Origin of the sequence: Streptomyces sp. SID14515, from assembly GCF_010548505.1 — a bacterium.
Taxonomy (GTDB): Bacteria; Actinomycetota; Actinomycetes; order Streptomycetales; family Streptomycetaceae; genus Streptomyces; species Streptomyces caviscabies.
Genome location: NZ_JAAGMH010000105.1, coordinates 97,519 through 110,879 on the forward strand (window position 1 = coordinate 97,519; position 13,361 = coordinate 110,879).

Genomic DNA, 13,361 nt, shown 5'->3' on the forward strand with positions numbered 1-13,361 from the left:
CGCCGCCTCATGTCCGATCGACGCGGTCCGTCAGATGCCCGCCGCCGCAGCGAGGTCCCGCTTGATCCCGTCCAGCAGCTCCGCGCCCCGGGCCCGCGCGGCAGGCAGCCCGGCCGGGTCCGCCACCGGAACGACGACTTCCAGGTAGCACTTCAGCTTCGGCTCGGTGCCGCTCGGGCGGACGATCACCCGGGCGCCCTCCAGGTGGTAGCGCAGCCCGTCGGTGGGCGGCAGCCGGTCCGTGCCCCGCGACAGGTCCTCGGCCGAGGTGACGGCGAGGCCGGCCAGCGCGGTCGGCGGCTGCTCACGGAGCCGGGCCATGGCGTCCGCGATGACCGACAGGTCCTCCACCCGCACCGAGAGCTGGTCGGTGGCGTGCAGCCCGTGGGCCAGGGCCAGGTCGTCCAGCAGGTCCAGCAGCGTACGGCCCTGCTCCTTGAGTACGGAGGCGAGCTCGGCGACGAGCAGGGCGGCGGTGATGCCGTCCTTGTCGCGGACGCCCTCGGGGTCGACGCAGTAACCGAGCGCCTCCTCGTAGCCGTACCGCAGGCCGTCCACCCGGGCGATCCACTTGAAGCCGGTCAGCGTCTCCTCGTAACCGAGGCCCGCCTTCTCGGCGATCCGGCCGAGCAGCGAGGACGACACGATCGACTCGGCGAACACGCCGGTGGCGCCCCGCTCCACCAGGTGCGCGGCGAGCAGCGCGCCCACCTCGTCGCCGCGCAGCATCCGCCAGCCGCCCTCCGTGGCGGTGTCGGGCACGGCGACGGCGCAGCGGTCCGCGTCCGGGTCGTTGGCGATGATCAGGTCCGGCGCGGCCCGGCGCGCGGTGGCGAACGCGAGATCCATCGCGCCGGGCTCCTCCGGGTTCGGGAAGGCCACGGTGGGGAACGCGGGGTCCGGCTCGGCCTGCTCGGTGACGAGCACCGGCGCGGGGAACCCGGCCCGCGCGAACGCGGCGGTCAGCACGGACGTGCCGACGCCGTGCATCGCGGTGTAGACCGTGCGCGCGGTACGGGGGCTGTCGGCGGCCAGGACCGCGTCCGTACGGGCGAGGTAGGCCTCCAGCACCTCCTCGCCGAGGGTCTGCCAGCCGTCCTCGGGGCGGACCACGCCCGCCAGCGGGCCGACCGCGGCGATGGCTGCCGCGATCTCGCCGTCGGCCGGGGGCACGATCTGCGAGCCGTCGCCGAGGTAGACCTTGTAGCCGTTGTCGCGCGGCGGGTTGTGGCTGGCGGTGACCTCGACCCCGGCGACGGCCCCCAGATGCCGTATGGCGTACGCCAGTACGGGGGTGGGGAGCGGGCGGGGGAGCACGGCGGCGCGGAGCCCGGCGCCGGTCATCACGGCGGCGGTGTCACGCGCGAAGTCCGCCGACTTGTACCGGGCGTCGTAGCCGATGACGACGAGCCCGCCCTCCTCGCCCTGGGCCTTCAGATAGGCGGCGAGGCCGGCCGCCGCCCGGATCACCACGGACCGGTTCATCCGCATCGGCCCGGCCCCGAGCTCCCCGCGCAGCCCGGCGGTGCCGAACTGGAGCGTGCCCGCGAAACGGGCGGCGAGCTCCTGGACGTCACCCGCCTCGATGATCGCGCCCAGCTCCGCGCGCGTCTCGGGGTCGGGGTCCTCGGCCAGCCAGGTCCTGGCCTGCGCGATGAGGTCGTGCTGCACGGGGTCCGCCTTTCGGGGTGTGCGGAAGGGGGTACGGGGGCGGGGGTACGGGGGTGGTGGGGTGCGGGCGGTCCGGGGCGAGGCCGGGGCTCCGCCCCGGACCCCGGTCCTCAAACGCCGGACGGGCTGACATGCCCCGCCCGGACCGGCTGCGGCAGGACCTAGATGCGCTCCAGCACCCTCGCCAGCAGTGCGCCCATCCGGGTCGCCGAGTCGCGGCCGGCCTGGAGGACCTCCTCGTGGTTGAGGGGTTCTCCGGACAGGCCCGCCGCCAGGTTGGTGACGAGCGAGAGGCCGAGTACCTCGGCGCCCGCCTCGCGGGCAGCGATGGCCTCCAGGACCGTGGACATGCCCACCAGGTCGCCGCCCATGACCCGGACCATGTTGATCTCGGCCGGGGTCTCGTAGTGCGGGCCGGGGAACTGGACGTACACGCCCTCTTCGAGGGAGTCGTCGATCTCCTTGCACAGCGCGCGCAGCCGCGGGGAGTACAGGTCGGTCAGGTCGACGAAGTTGGCGCCGATGATCGGGGAGGCGGCCGTCAGGTTGATGTGGTCGCTGATCAGGACCGGCTGCCCCGGGCGCATGCCCTCGCGCAGACCGCCGCAGCCGTTCGTCAGGACGACGGTCTTGCAGCCCGCGGCCACCGCCGTACGGACCCCGTGGGCGACGGCGGCGACGCCCCGGCCCTCGTAGTAGTGCGTGCGGCCGAGGAAGACCAGCGCGCGCTTCTCGCCGATCTTGTACGAGCGGACCGTGCCGCCGTGGCCCTCGACGGCGGGCGCCGGGAAGCCGGGCAGCTCAGTCACGGGGAACTCGGCCTCCGGGACGCCGAGCGCTTCGCCCGCGGGCGCCCAGCCGGAGCCCATGACCAGGGCGACGTCATGGGTCTCGGCGCCGGTCAGCTCGCGCAGACGGGCGGCGGCCCCGGCAGCGGCTGCCTGCGGGTCGCCCTGGATGTTGTCCGGAATAACAGATGCGTTCACGCGGATGAGCGTAACCGCTGAATCCCTACGCGCGTAGATGTACCGGTGCAAAGACTCGCCGGGTGGCTTTGTGGCTTCGCACGAAAGCCGCCGCGCGGACCGCGCTCAGCAGGGGCGCTTGCGCAGGCCCATCACGTAGTCGTGGGGGGCGCCGGCGGACTCGGCGGCGTCGGCGATCTCACCGAGATAGCGCGCCGAGGGCAGCCCGCCCTCGTAGCCGTTCAGCACGTACATCCAGGCCGGCTCCTCGCCGTCCAGGGTGTGCACCCGCACCCGCATGCGCCGGTATATGTCGAGCCCGACGCCCTCCCAGCGGTCCATGGAGTCCTCGTCCATCGGCGCCAGGTCGTACAGCGCGACGAAGACCTGGGAGCGCGGCGCCTCCACCACGGTGGCCAGCGCCCCCTCCCAGCCCATCTGCTCCCCGCCGAAGGTCAGCCGCCAGCCGTTGAGCCAGCCGGTGCTGCGCATCGGGGAATGCGGGGCGCGGCGGGTCATCAGCCGCGCGTCGAGGTTGCCGGCGTACGCGGCGTAGAGCGACATGGGACCGAGGGTACGGGAGGTGGGCGCGGGAGCGGCGGTTCCTGTGACGAAGGCCCCGGTCGGGGGAGTACGGGGAGCGGCGCGGCACCGGCTCCGGCGGCCCGTCCCCGTACGCCGGAAGCTTTGGTTCCCGTACGGCGGACGCCCTCTTTCCCGTATGGAGGGCCCCGGGGCGAAGCACTTTGGCGCGTGCGGGACAATGGAGTACGTACTGCATTCCCCCGGGGCGATCCCCCGGACCCCCGGCCGGGGCGGCAGACGGCCGCGGGTTACACAACGCGAGGCGGACTTTTCGTGACCCGGATCGTGATCATCGGCGGCGGCCCCGGCGGCTACGAGGCGGCCCTGGTGGGCGCCCAGCTCGGCGCGGAGGTGACCGTCGTCGACTGCGACGGTCTGGGCGGGGCCTCGGTCCTCACCGACTGCGTGCCCTCGAAGACCCTGATCGCGACGGCCGAGGTGATGACCACCTTCGACTCCTCCTACGAGGAGCTCGGCATCATCGTCGCCGACGACACCCCGCACATGGAACAGGCGGCCAGGGTCGTCGGCGTGGACCTCGGCAAGGTCAACCGCCGGGTCAAGCGCCTCGCGCTCGCCCAGTCCCACGACATCACCGCCTCCGTCACCCGGGCCGGCGCCCGCGTGATGCGCGGCCGGGGCCGGCTCGACGGGCTCCAGGCGGCCGACGGGTCCCGCCAGGTCGTCGTCACCGCCGCCGACGGCACCGAGGAGCGGCTCACCGCCGACGCCGTGCTGATCGCGACCGGCGGCCACCCGCGCGAGATCCCGGACGCGCAGCCGGACGGCGAGCGCATCCTGAACTGGACCCAGGTCTACGACCTCGACGAGCTGCCCGAGGAGCTCATCGTCGTCGGATCCGGTGTCACCGGCGCCGAGTTCGCCGGGGCCTACCAGGCGCTCGGCTCGCGCGTCACCCTCGTCTCCTCCCGTGACCGGGTGCTGCCCGGCGAGGACCCGGACGCCGCCGCCGTCCTGGAGGACGTCTTCCGCCGCCGCGGCATGAACGTCATGGCCCGGTCCCGCGCCCAGTCCGCCAAGCGCGTCGGCGACCGGGTCGAGGTGACGCTGGCCGACGGCCGGGTCATCACCGGTTCGCACTGCCTGATGGCGGTCGGCGCGATCCCGAACACCGCGGGCATGGGCCTGGAGGAGGCCGGCGTACGGCTCAAGGACTCCGGGCACGTCCTCACCGACCGGGTCTCGCGCACCAGCGCCCCCGGCGTCTACGCGGCCGGCGACGTCACCGGGATCTTCGCGCTGGCCTCGGTCGCCGCGATGCAGGGCCGGATCGCGATGTACCACTTCCTCGGCGACGCGGTCGCCCCGCTGAACCTCAAGGCCGTCTCCGCCAACGTCTTCACCGACCCGGAGATCGCCACCGTCGGCTACAGCCAGGCCGAGGTCGACGCGGGCAAGATCGAGGCCCGGGTCGTCAAGCTGCCGCTGCTGCGCAACCCGCGCGCCAAGATGCAGGGCATCCGCGACGGCTTCGTCAAGATCTTCTGCCGTCCCGGTACGGGGATCGTGGTCGGCGGCTGCGTCGTCGCACCGCGCGCCAGCGAGCTGATCCACCCCATCTCGATCGCGGTCGACAACAACCTGACGGTGGAGCAGATCGCAAACGCTTTCACCGTGTACCCGTCCCTGTCCGGATCGATCGCAGAAGTGGCCCGGCAGTTGCACACCCGCAAGCTCACGGGCGAGGGCTGAGCACCCGGGAAACCCGACATTCCCCGGCAACCCCCGGCAGTCCGGACGGTGCTGTGACCGCCTGACGATCACCGCCGAACAACAAAGGGGCCTCCTATACCACTTGGAGGCTCCTTTGAAGTACAACTTCTGTTATTCGGCGCAAACTGCTGAAAACTCACCGACGGCCAGGTTACTGTCAGTTTCGTGTTCGCTGCAGAACGTCGTCAGTTGATCCTCGAAATGGTGCGCGCCAACGGGGCGGTATCGCTCCGTGAGCTCGCCCGCGTCGTCCAGACCTCCGAAGTGACCGTACGGCGGGACGTGCGGGCACTGGAGGCAGAAGGACTCCTCGACCGCCGGCACGGCGGTGCGGTCTTGCCGGGCGGTTTTACGCGGGAGTCCGGCTTTCCGCAGAAATCCCATCTCTCCACCGCGGAGAAGACAGCTATCGCCGACCTGGCCGCAGGTCTCGTCGGCGAGGGCGAGGCCATCGTGGTCGGCGCCGGTACGACCACGCAGGAGCTGGCCCGACGGCTCGCGCGGGTCCCCGGTCTGACCGTCGTCACCAACTCCCTGTTGGTGGCCCAGGCGTTGGCCCACGCCAACCGGGTCGAAGTCGTCATGACCGGCGGCACCCTGCGCGGGAGCAACTACGCGCTGGTGGGCAGCGGGGCCGAGCAGTCCCTCCAGGGGCTGCGGGTCTCCCGGGCCTTCCTCTCCGGGAGCGGCCTCACGGCGGAGCGTGGCCTGTCCACCTCCAACATGCTCTCGGCCAGCGTCGACCGGGCTCTCGTGCAGGCCGCCGCCGAGGTGGTCGTCCTGGCGGACCACACCAAGCTCGGCTCGGACACCATGTTCCAGACGGTGCCCACGGAGCTGATCACCCGCCTGGTGACGGACGAGCCCCCGATCCACGACGAGCGGGCCGCCGCCGAGCTCCAGTCCCTGGCGGACCAGGGCGTGGAGATCACGGTGGCCGGTCCGGATGCGGACGCGTCCGGCGGGGCCGGCCCCCCACCGGGGAGCCGGCCCCGCCGGGACATGCCACTGCCCGGCCAGCGGCGCACGCAGAACGGCGGCCTCGGCCCGCAGTTGCGCAGCGCCTCCGCCCTGGCGGATGTGCCGGGCGAGCGGGGAGCGCGGGTGGCTGACCTGCGGCGGCGGTAGGCCTGCCCGTGTCGGGGGCGCTGCCCCCCCCCGAACCCCCGCTCGCATTTCAGCCCCTCCGGCGTTTGAGGAGCGGGGTCCGGGGCGGAGCCCTGAAAGGCCCCGCTACTTCAGCCCGCGCAGCGTCAGCCGCAGCAGCCGCTCCGCCAACTCCGGGTCGTCCGGCGACTGCTCGGCCGCCAACGCGATCGCGTTGGTGAGCTGAAGCAGATCGTCGATCGAGACGTCGCCCCGCACCGACCCGCTCTCCTGGGCCCGGCGCAGCAGCCCCGCGCCCGCCTCCCGCAGCGGCAGATGGCACTGCACGAGCGCCGAGGTCTCGTCGCGCGAGGCGGACATCAGGCCGTGCGCCAGGCCGCGGTACTCACCCGCATGAGTGACGATCGCGCCCAGCCACTCCACCAGCGCCCGGCACGGGGCCTCCGCCGCCGCCAGTTCCCGCGAGCGGTCCAGGAGTGAGCCCAGGGCGTCCTGGAAGACCGCGTTCATCAGGGCGTCCCGGTTCGGGAAGTGCCGGTAGAGGGTGCCGATGCCCACGCCCGCCCGCCGGGCGATGTCCTCCAGCGAGGCGTCCGTGCCGTGCTCGGCGAAGGACCTGCGCGCCTCGCCCACCAACCGGTCGTGGTTCCGGCGCGCGTCCGCGCGCATCGGCCGGGCCGGCGGCTGCGCCGTGCTCGTCTCCATCGGGATCGCCCCTGCCATGGCTTCCGCCCCTCCCTCGGTCCTCAGGACCTTCGTGGGTTCCAGGATGCCACTGTGACGAAGGGGCCCGGCCCGCGTCTCAGGACGCGGGCCGGGCCCCTTCGCAGCGTGCTGGGCGGTCAGTCCTTGATCTCGCAGATCAGGGCGCCGGAGGAGACGGATGCGCCGACCTCCGCGGTGAGGCCCTTGACGGTCCCGGAGCGGTGCGCGTTCAGCGGCTGCTCCATCTTCATGGCCTCCAGGACGACGACGAGGTCGCCCTCCTTGACCTCCTGGCCCTCCTCCACCGCGATCTTGACGATGGTGCCCTGCATGGGCGAGGCGAGCGAGTCGCCGGAGGCGGCCGAGCCGGCCTTCTTCGCGGCACGGCGCTTGGGCTTCGCACCGGCGGCGAGACCGGTCCGCGCCAGCGACATGCCCAGCGAGGACGGCAGCGAGACCTCCAGGCGCTTGCCGCCGACCTCGACGACGACGGTCTCCCGTCCGGCCTCGTCCTCCGCGTCCGCGTCGGCGGGCGCGGCGAAGGGCTTGATGTCGTTGACGAACTCGGTCTCGATCCACCGGGTGTGCACGGTGAACGGGTCCGCGGTGAAGGCGGGGTCGGCCACGACGGCCCGGTGGAACGGGATCGCGGTGGCCATGCCCTCGACCTGGAACTCCGCCAGCGCGCGGGCGGCGCGCTGGAGCGCCTGCTCACGCGTCGCACCGGTCACGATCAGCTTGGCGAGGAGCGAGTCCCACGCCGGGCCGATGACCGAGCCCGACTCGACGCCCGCGTCCAGGCGGACACCGGGGCCGGTCGGCGGGGCGAACACGGTGACCGTGCCGGGGGCGGGGAGGAAGCCGCGGCCCGGGTCCTCGCCGTTGATCCGGAACTCGAAGGAGTGACCCCGCACCGCCGGGTCGTCGTAGCCCAGCTCCTCGCCGTCCGCGATACGGAACATCTCGCGTACGAGGTCGATGCCGGTGACCTCTTCGGTGACCGGGTGCTCGACCTGGAGGCGGGTGTTGACCTCCAGGAAGGAGATCGTGCCGTCGACGCCGACGAGGAACTCGACCGTGCCCGCGCCGACGTAGCCGGCTTCCTTCAGGATCGCCTTCGACGCCGCGTACAGCTCGTCGTTCTGCGCCTGGGTCAGGAAGGGGGCCGGGGCCTCCTCCACCAGCTTCTGGTGGCGGCGCTGGAGCGAACAGTCACGGGTGGAGACGACGACCACGTTGCCGTGGGAGTCGGCCAGGCACTGGGTCTCCACGTGGCGGGGCTTGTCGAGGTAGCGCTCGACGAAGCACTCGCCCCGGCCGAACGCGGCGACGGCCTCGCGGACCGCGGAGTCGTACAGCTCCGGGATCTCCTCCAGCGTGCGGGCGACCTTCAGTCCGCGCCCGCCGCCGCCGAAGGCCGCCTTGATCGCGATCGGCAGCCCGTTCTGCTCGGCGAACGCGACGACCTCCGCGGACCCGGAGACCGGGTCGGGGGTGCCGGCCACCAGCGGGGCGCCGGCGCGCTGGGCGATGTGCCGGGCGGCGACCTTGTCACCGAGGTCGCGGATGGCCTGCGGCGGCGGGCCGATCCAGGTCAGCCCGGCGTCCAGGACGGCCTGGGCGAACTCCGCGTTCTCCGACAGGAATCCGTAACCGGGGTGGATCGCGTCCGCCCCCGAGTCGGCCGCGGCCTGCAGCACCTTGGCCATGTCCAGATAGCTGGCGGCCGGGGTGTCACCGCCCAGAGCGAACGCCTCGTCGGCGGCCCGGACGTGCAGAGCGTCCCGGTCCGGTTCGGCGTAGACCGCGACACTCGCGATCCCCGCGTCCCGGCACGCCCGAGCAACGCGGACAGCGATTTCGCCACGGTTGGCGATGAGCACCTTGCGCACGATGACTCCCTCCTCGAAACAAGCTGAGTTTAGGGACTACCGACACGGCCGTACGACCCGTCCCCAATGGTGAGCTTGCCCACACGGAGTGTGATCCGAGGCTTGCCCCAGTAGTGAAATCCCTTGTGGCACCACGGTACGCCGGGATCCTCAACCGCACAGTAACCACCCGGTGTGGTGCAGGTCTCTGTCCTTAAGGTCAACGCCTCACGGCGTTTCTTTGTGGACTCCCTACGAACGGCCGCCGGATTCTTTGCCCGCCGCCCGGGCTCGTCCAACCTCTTGTCCGGAGGTATACCCATGAGTAGGGTCCGCGCTACGCACGTACCAGAGGTAACAGGGGTGGGACGCTGATGCGCAGACCGGTGGCGATCGTGACGGCGCTCGTGCTGTTCGGGGAGGCGGTGGGCATCGTGCTCATCAATGCCGTCCTGGCCACGGTCGCCGAGAACCAGAACATGTCGCTCGCCGGCCTGGACCCGGACGCCATGTCCACCGGCACCTGGGTGATGGGCGGCGTCTCCGGACTGCTGCTGGTCCTGTGCGGGCTGATAGCGCTGATCGCCGGGATACGCGACCGCGCTCCGGGACGCGCCGGACGGATCGTCCTGATCGGCTGCGCCGTCGTGCACGGCGTCCTCGGCGCGGTCACCGTGGGCCTGGTGGGCTGGGGCGCCTTCGCGTTCATGATGCTGGTGCTGGCCCTGCTGGTGTTCACCCTGCTGGCGTACGGGCCCGAGACCCGGGCCGACGACAAGGCGGGCGGGGAGACGGCCCCGGCGGCGGCCTGAGCCGCCGCCCGGCGGCTTCGGCCTCAGACCCACAGCTCCGTGACGGAGACGTCCAGCTCGCCCAGCAGCCGGCGCAGCAGCGGCAGCGAGAGCCCGATGACATTGCCGTGGTCGCCCTCGATGGAGTCGACGAACGGCGCCGAGCGCCCGTCCAGAGTGAACGCCCCCGCGACATGGAGCGGTTCGCCCGAGGCCACGTAGGCGGCGACCTCGGCGTCGCTCGGCTCGCCGAACCGTACGACCGTGGACGCCGTCGCCGACGCCGTACGGCCGGTGGCGGTGTCGATCACGCTGTGCCCGGTCTGCAGCACTCCCGCCCGGCCGCGCATCGACTTCCAGCGGGCGGTCGCCTCCTCGGCGTCGGCCGGCTTGCCGAGCGCCTCGCCGTCCAGCTCCAGCACCGAGTCGCAGCCGATGACCAGGGCGCCCGCCGCCTCGGGGCGCTCCGCGACCGCGGCGGCCTTGGCCCGGGCCAGGACGAGCGCCAGCTCGGCGGGGGTCGGTGCGCTCAGGGCGTCCTCGTCCACACCGCTGACGATCACCTCGGGGGCGAACCCGGCCTGGCGCAGCAGACCGAGGCGGGCGGGGGAGGCGGAGGCGAGCACGAGACGGCGCTGATCAGTCATGCGGGCCATCGTAGAAGGGGCCGGAAGGGCCGTGGACCCCGCAGGGCCCGGTGGGCGTACCGCCGGGGCCGCCGCGCGCGTATCAGTGGATGCCGAGCACGAACATCGCCACCAGCATCGCCAGCGCCAGCAGGACGCCCGCTCTGCGCATCATCGCCTGGGCGTCGCGCAGTTCCTTCGGCGGCTTGTTCTCGGGGTCGGACCACAGCATGCCTCCGATCCTGCTGCGCCGGGCGCCGCCGCGCCTGAGTACGGGTACTCAAGAGTCCGCGGCGCCCGGTTCCGCTCAGGCCGGCCAGTACGTCCGGGCCCAGGCGCGGGGGCCCGGACGCGGGCGGTCCGTGCGGGCGATGCGCCCCGGGTCGGACCACTGCTCGGGCGGCAGCGGCGCGCCGGACGACACGGCGGACGCCGCCGCGGCGCGCGCCCGGACCACCGCCAGTGCGGCGGCCAGCTCCTCCGGGGTGGGGTTGCCCCGTACGACCTTGATCATGGGCAGGCCTCTCTGGGAAGTGCCGACGGCTACAGCGGGATGTTGCCGTGCTTCTTCGGGGGAAGGGATTCCCGCTTCGTACGGAGTTGACGCAGGCCCTTGACGATGTGGGCCCGGGTGTCGGACGGCATGATCACCGCGTCGACGTAACCGCGCTCGGCCGCCACGTACGGGTTGAGCAGCGCGTCCTCGTAGTCCGTCATCAGCTCGGCACGGGTCGCGTCCGGGTCCTCGGCGGCGGCGATGGTGCGGCGGTGCAGGATGTTCACCGCGCCCTGCGCCCCCATGACGGCGATCTGCGCGGTCGGCCAGGCCACGTTCAGATCGGCGCCCAGGTGCTTGGAGCCCATCACGTCGTACGCCCCGCCGAACGCCTTGCGGGTGATGACGGTGATCAGCGGGACCGTCGCTTCCGCGTAGGCGTAGATCAGCTTCGCGCCGCGCCGGATGATGCCGCCGTACTCCTGGTCCACGCCCGGCAGGAAGCCCGGCACGTCCACGAAGGTGATGACGGGAACGTTGAACGCGTCGCAGGTGCGGACGAAACGGGCCGCCTTCTCGCTGGCGTTGATGTCCAGGCAGCCGGCGAACTGCATCGGCTGGTTGGCGACGATGCCGACCGGGTGGCCCTCGACCCGGCCGAAGCCGGTGATGATGTTCGGCGCGAACAGGGCCTGGGTCTCCAGGAATTCGGCGTCGTCCAGGACGTGCTCGATCGCGGTGTGCATGTCGTACGGCTGGTTCGCCGAGTCCGGGATGAGCGTGTCCAGCTCGCGGTCCTCGTCGGTGGTGGCGAGGTCCGCCTCCTCCGGGAAGGCCGGGGCCTCGGAGAGGTTGTTCGAAGGCAGGTACGACAGCAGCGACTTGACGTACTCGATGGCGTCCTTCTCGTCGCCCGCCATGTGGTGGGCCACCCCGGAAGTGGTGTTGTGCGTACGGGCGCCGCCCAGCTCCTCGAAGCCGACGTCCTCGCCGGTGACCGTCTTGATGACGTCGGGGCCGGTGATGAACATGTGCGAGGTCTGGTCGACCATCACCGTGAAGTCGGTGATCGCGGGGGAGTAGACCGCGCCGCCCGCGCACGGGCCGACGATCAGCGAGATCTGCGGGATCACCCCGGAGGCGTGCACATTGCGGCGGAAGATCTCGGCGAACAGGCCGAGCGCCACGACGCCTTCCTGGATCCGCGCGCCGCCGCCGTCGTTGATGCCGATGACCGGACAGCCGGTCTTCAGCGCGAAGTCCATGACCTTGACGATCTTCTCGCCGTAGACCTCGCCGAGCGAACCGCCGAAGATCGTGAAGTCCTGCGAGTACACGCAGACCGGGCGGCCGTCGACGGTGCCGTAACCGGTGACGACACCGTCCCCGTACGGGCGGTTCTTCTCGATGCCGAAATTGGTGGAGCGGTGCCGGGCGAACTCGTCGAGCTCCACGAAGGAGCCCTCGTCCAGCAGCAGCTCGACCCGCTCACGGGCCGTCAGCTTGCCCTTGGCGTGCTGCTTCTCGACCGCGCGGGCCGAACCGGCGTGCGTCGCTTCGTCGATGCGGCGTGTCAGGTCCGCGAGCTTGCCCGCGGTGGTGTGGATGTCGCTTAGCGGCTCGGACATCGGGGGGCGGCTCCCTGCCTGGTCACGGGGACGACGTCTGGCACCGGTCACGGGGGGACGGCCAGCCGTCAGTCCGGCTCTGGCTACTGACTCGTAGGGTATCGGCGCGCCTCCGGAAAGGCAGTGCGTCCTTTGCCACACCTAGGCTGGGTTGCATGACACCACCGGATGCGCCACACAACCGCTGGTCGGACCTGGACCGGCCGCCCCTCAACGTGACCGCGCTGCGCCGCGGACTGCTCCGGCCGGACGCGCTGTGGACGTCGCTGGAGGTCGTGGAGTCCACCGGGTCCACCAACACCGACCTGGCAGGACGGGCCCGTACCGGGGCGGCGGGCGAGGGCACCGTACTGGTCGCCGAGGAGCAGACGGCCGGGCGCGGACGGCTGGAGCGGACCTGGACCGCACCGCCGCGCTCCGGGCTGTTCTTCTCCGTGTACCTGGAGCCCGGCGACATCCCCGTGGAGCGGTGGGGATGGGTGCCGTTGCTGGCCGGGGTCGCCGCCGCGACCGGGCTCGCGAAGTCGGCGGGTGTCGACATGTCGCTGAAGTGGCCCAACGATCTGCTCGTGACGATCCCCAAGGGCTCCGACAAGCTCCGTCCAGGGGAGACCCCACCGGGGGAGGAGCGCAAGACCGGCGGCATCCTCGGCGAGTTCGCCGGGGACGGCATCGTCGTCGGCCTCGGCGTCAACGTCTCGCTGCGCGCCGACGAGCTGCCCGCCCCCACCGCCGGATCCCTGGCGCTCGCCGGAGCCGTCTCCACCGACCGCGAGACCCTGCTGCGCGCCGTCCTGCGCTCGCTGGAGGACTGGTACGGCCGGTGGAAGGCGGCCGACGGCGACGCGGCCGCGAGCGGGCTCCAGGCCGCCTACGCGGCGGGCTGCGCGACCCTGGACCGGACCGTGCGGGCCGAGCTGCCGGGCGGGAAGTCGCTGGTCGGCGAGGCGGTCGCGATCGACGGCGACGGGCGGCTCGTCCTGTCCACCGAGGGCGGGCTCCAGCAGCCGGTGTCGGCCGGGGACATCGTCCATCTGCGGGGCGCGGCGGGCGGCCTGACCTGAGGCGGGTTGCCGCCCCGATGGGCGTATCGGCGGATACCGCGTATGCGTGAGTTGTCACGCGCGACGCACCGACGGCGGGCAACCAAGGACGTGAGCTGGGGCACACCTGCCGTATCGT

The 13,361-nt window shown here is 72.2% G+C and carries 13 protein-coding genes; 4 read left to right on the plus strand and 9 right to left on the minus strand.

The genetic code is table 11. From position 1 onward, the window contains the following. Positions 1-30 precede the first annotated feature (30 nt). The 3 genes from G3I54_RS23660 to G3I54_RS23670 all read right to left on the minus strand — a co-directional run bounded on the left by G3I54_RS23660 (position 31) and on the right by G3I54_RS23670 (position 3,200). Entirely contained in the window at positions 31-1,671 is a 1,641-nt protein-coding gene (locus G3I54_RS23660) for a phospho-sugar mutase (RefSeq protein WP_164616874.1), read from the minus strand. Positions 1,672-1,832: 161 nt separating this feature from the next. Beyond that, positions 1,833-2,657 carry a purine-nucleoside phosphorylase gene (locus G3I54_RS23665; protein ID WP_103512216.1) on the minus strand — a complete coding sequence of 275 codons (825 nt, stop codon included), beginning with the start codon at positions 2,655-2,657 and terminating at the stop codon, positions 1,833-1,835. A gap of 105 nt (positions 2,658-2,762) precedes the next feature. Further along, complete coding sequence (locus tag G3I54_RS23670; RefSeq protein ID WP_015610940.1) at positions 2,763-3,200, minus strand: gamma-glutamylcyclotransferase; 438 nt, start codon at positions 3,198-3,200, stop codon at positions 2,763-2,765. Positions 3,201-3,494: 294 nt separating this feature from the next. Between G3I54_RS23670 and G3I54_RS23675 the strand changes: the two genes are divergently transcribed. Then, positions 3,495-4,934, plus strand: coding sequence for an NAD(P)H-quinone dehydrogenase (locus G3I54_RS23675; RefSeq protein ID WP_164616875.1), 1,440 nt, complete (start codon positions 3,495-3,497; stop codon positions 4,932-4,934). 186 nt (positions 4,935-5,120) lie between these two features. After that, a complete protein-coding gene (locus tag G3I54_RS23680) occupies positions 5,121-6,083 on the plus strand; it encodes a DeoR/GlpR family DNA-binding transcription regulator (protein WP_164616876.1) in 963 nt (320 codons plus the stop codon). 105 nt (positions 6,084-6,188) lie between these two features. On the opposite strand, the gene G3I54_RS23685 is transcribed toward G3I54_RS23680, so the two are convergent. Together G3I54_RS23685 and G3I54_RS23690 are read right to left on the minus strand one after the other, a co-directional pair. Further along, a complete protein-coding gene (locus G3I54_RS23685; RefSeq protein ID WP_164616877.1) occupies positions 6,189-6,785 on the minus strand; it encodes a TetR/AcrR family transcriptional regulator in 597 nt (198 codons plus the stop codon). A 119-nt stretch (positions 6,786-6,904) separates the two neighbouring features. Continuing rightward, positions 6,905-8,659, minus strand: a complete 1,755-nt coding sequence (locus tag G3I54_RS23690; RefSeq protein WP_164616878.1) for a biotin carboxylase N-terminal domain-containing protein — start codon at positions 8,657-8,659, stop codon at positions 6,905-6,907. A 353-nt stretch (positions 8,660-9,012) separates the two neighbouring features. Between G3I54_RS23690 and G3I54_RS23695 the strand changes: the two genes are divergently transcribed. Next, positions 9,013-9,450, plus strand: coding sequence for a hypothetical protein (locus tag G3I54_RS23695; RefSeq protein WP_164616879.1), 438 nt, complete (start codon positions 9,013-9,015; stop codon positions 9,448-9,450). A 23-nt stretch (positions 9,451-9,473) separates the two neighbouring features. Here the strand turns inward: G3I54_RS23695 and G3I54_RS23700 are convergent, their stop codons facing one another. The 4 genes from G3I54_RS23700 to G3I54_RS23710 form a co-directional block, all read right to left on the minus strand. After that, complete coding sequence (locus tag G3I54_RS23700) at positions 9,474-10,085, minus strand: nucleoside triphosphate pyrophosphatase (protein ID WP_203687070.1); 612 nt, start codon at positions 10,083-10,085, stop codon at positions 9,474-9,476. A 73-nt stretch (positions 10,086-10,158) separates the two neighbouring features. After that, positions 10,159-10,287, minus strand: a complete 129-nt coding sequence (locus G3I54_RS40020; protein WP_010058523.1) for a hypothetical protein — start codon at positions 10,285-10,287, stop codon at positions 10,159-10,161. 75 nt (positions 10,288-10,362) lie between these two features. After that, positions 10,363-10,569: an acyl-CoA carboxylase epsilon subunit gene (locus tag G3I54_RS23705; RefSeq protein ID WP_137232025.1), complete on the minus strand. Its 207-nt coding sequence runs from the start codon at positions 10,567-10,569 to the stop codon at positions 10,363-10,365. Between the two features lie 29 nt (positions 10,570-10,598). Next, the gene (locus G3I54_RS23710) at positions 10,599-12,179 is read right to left on the minus strand and encodes an acyl-CoA carboxylase subunit beta (RefSeq protein ID WP_030086854.1); all 1,581 of its coding nucleotides are present in this window, start codon (positions 12,177-12,179) and stop codon (positions 10,599-10,601) included. 155 nt (positions 12,180-12,334) lie between these two features. Between G3I54_RS23710 and G3I54_RS23715 the strand changes: the two genes are divergently transcribed. Then, a complete protein-coding gene (locus tag G3I54_RS23715; protein ID WP_164616881.1) occupies positions 12,335-13,243 on the plus strand; it encodes a biotin--[acetyl-CoA-carboxylase] ligase in 909 nt (302 codons plus the stop codon). Positions 13,244-13,361: the final 118 nt, after the last annotated feature.

Bases quoted from the DNA above. Each gene is read 5' to 3' on its own strand.
- G3I54_RS23695 (WP_164616879.1), top strand. From the start codon at position 9,013: ATGCGCAGACCGGTGGCGATCGTGACGGCGCTCGTGCTGTTCGGGGAG.
- G3I54_RS23700 (WP_203687070.1), bottom strand. From the start codon at position 10,085: ATGGCCCGCATGACTGATCAGCGCCGTCTCGTGCTCGCCTCCGCCTCC.
- G3I54_RS23705 (WP_137232025.1), bottom strand. From the start codon at position 10,569: ATGATCAAGGTCGTACGGGGCAACCCCACCCCGGAGGAGCTGGCCGCC.
- G3I54_RS23670 (WP_015610940.1), bottom strand. From the start codon at position 3,200: ATGTCGCTCTACGCCGCGTACGCCGGCAACCTCGACGCGCGGCTGATG.
- G3I54_RS23710 (WP_030086854.1), bottom strand. From the start codon at position 12,179: ATGTCCGAGCCGCTAAGCGACATCCACACCACCGCGGGCAAGCTCGCG.
- G3I54_RS23715 (WP_164616881.1), top strand. From the start codon at position 12,335: ATGACACCACCGGATGCGCCACACAACCGCTGGTCGGACCTGGACCGG.
- G3I54_RS23685 (WP_164616877.1), bottom strand. From the start codon at position 6,785: ATGGCAGGGGCGATCCCGATGGAGACGAGCACGGCGCAGCCGCCGGCC.
- G3I54_RS40020 (WP_010058523.1), bottom strand. From the start codon at position 10,287: ATGCTGTGGTCCGACCCCGAGAACAAGCCGCCGAAGGAACTGCGCGAC.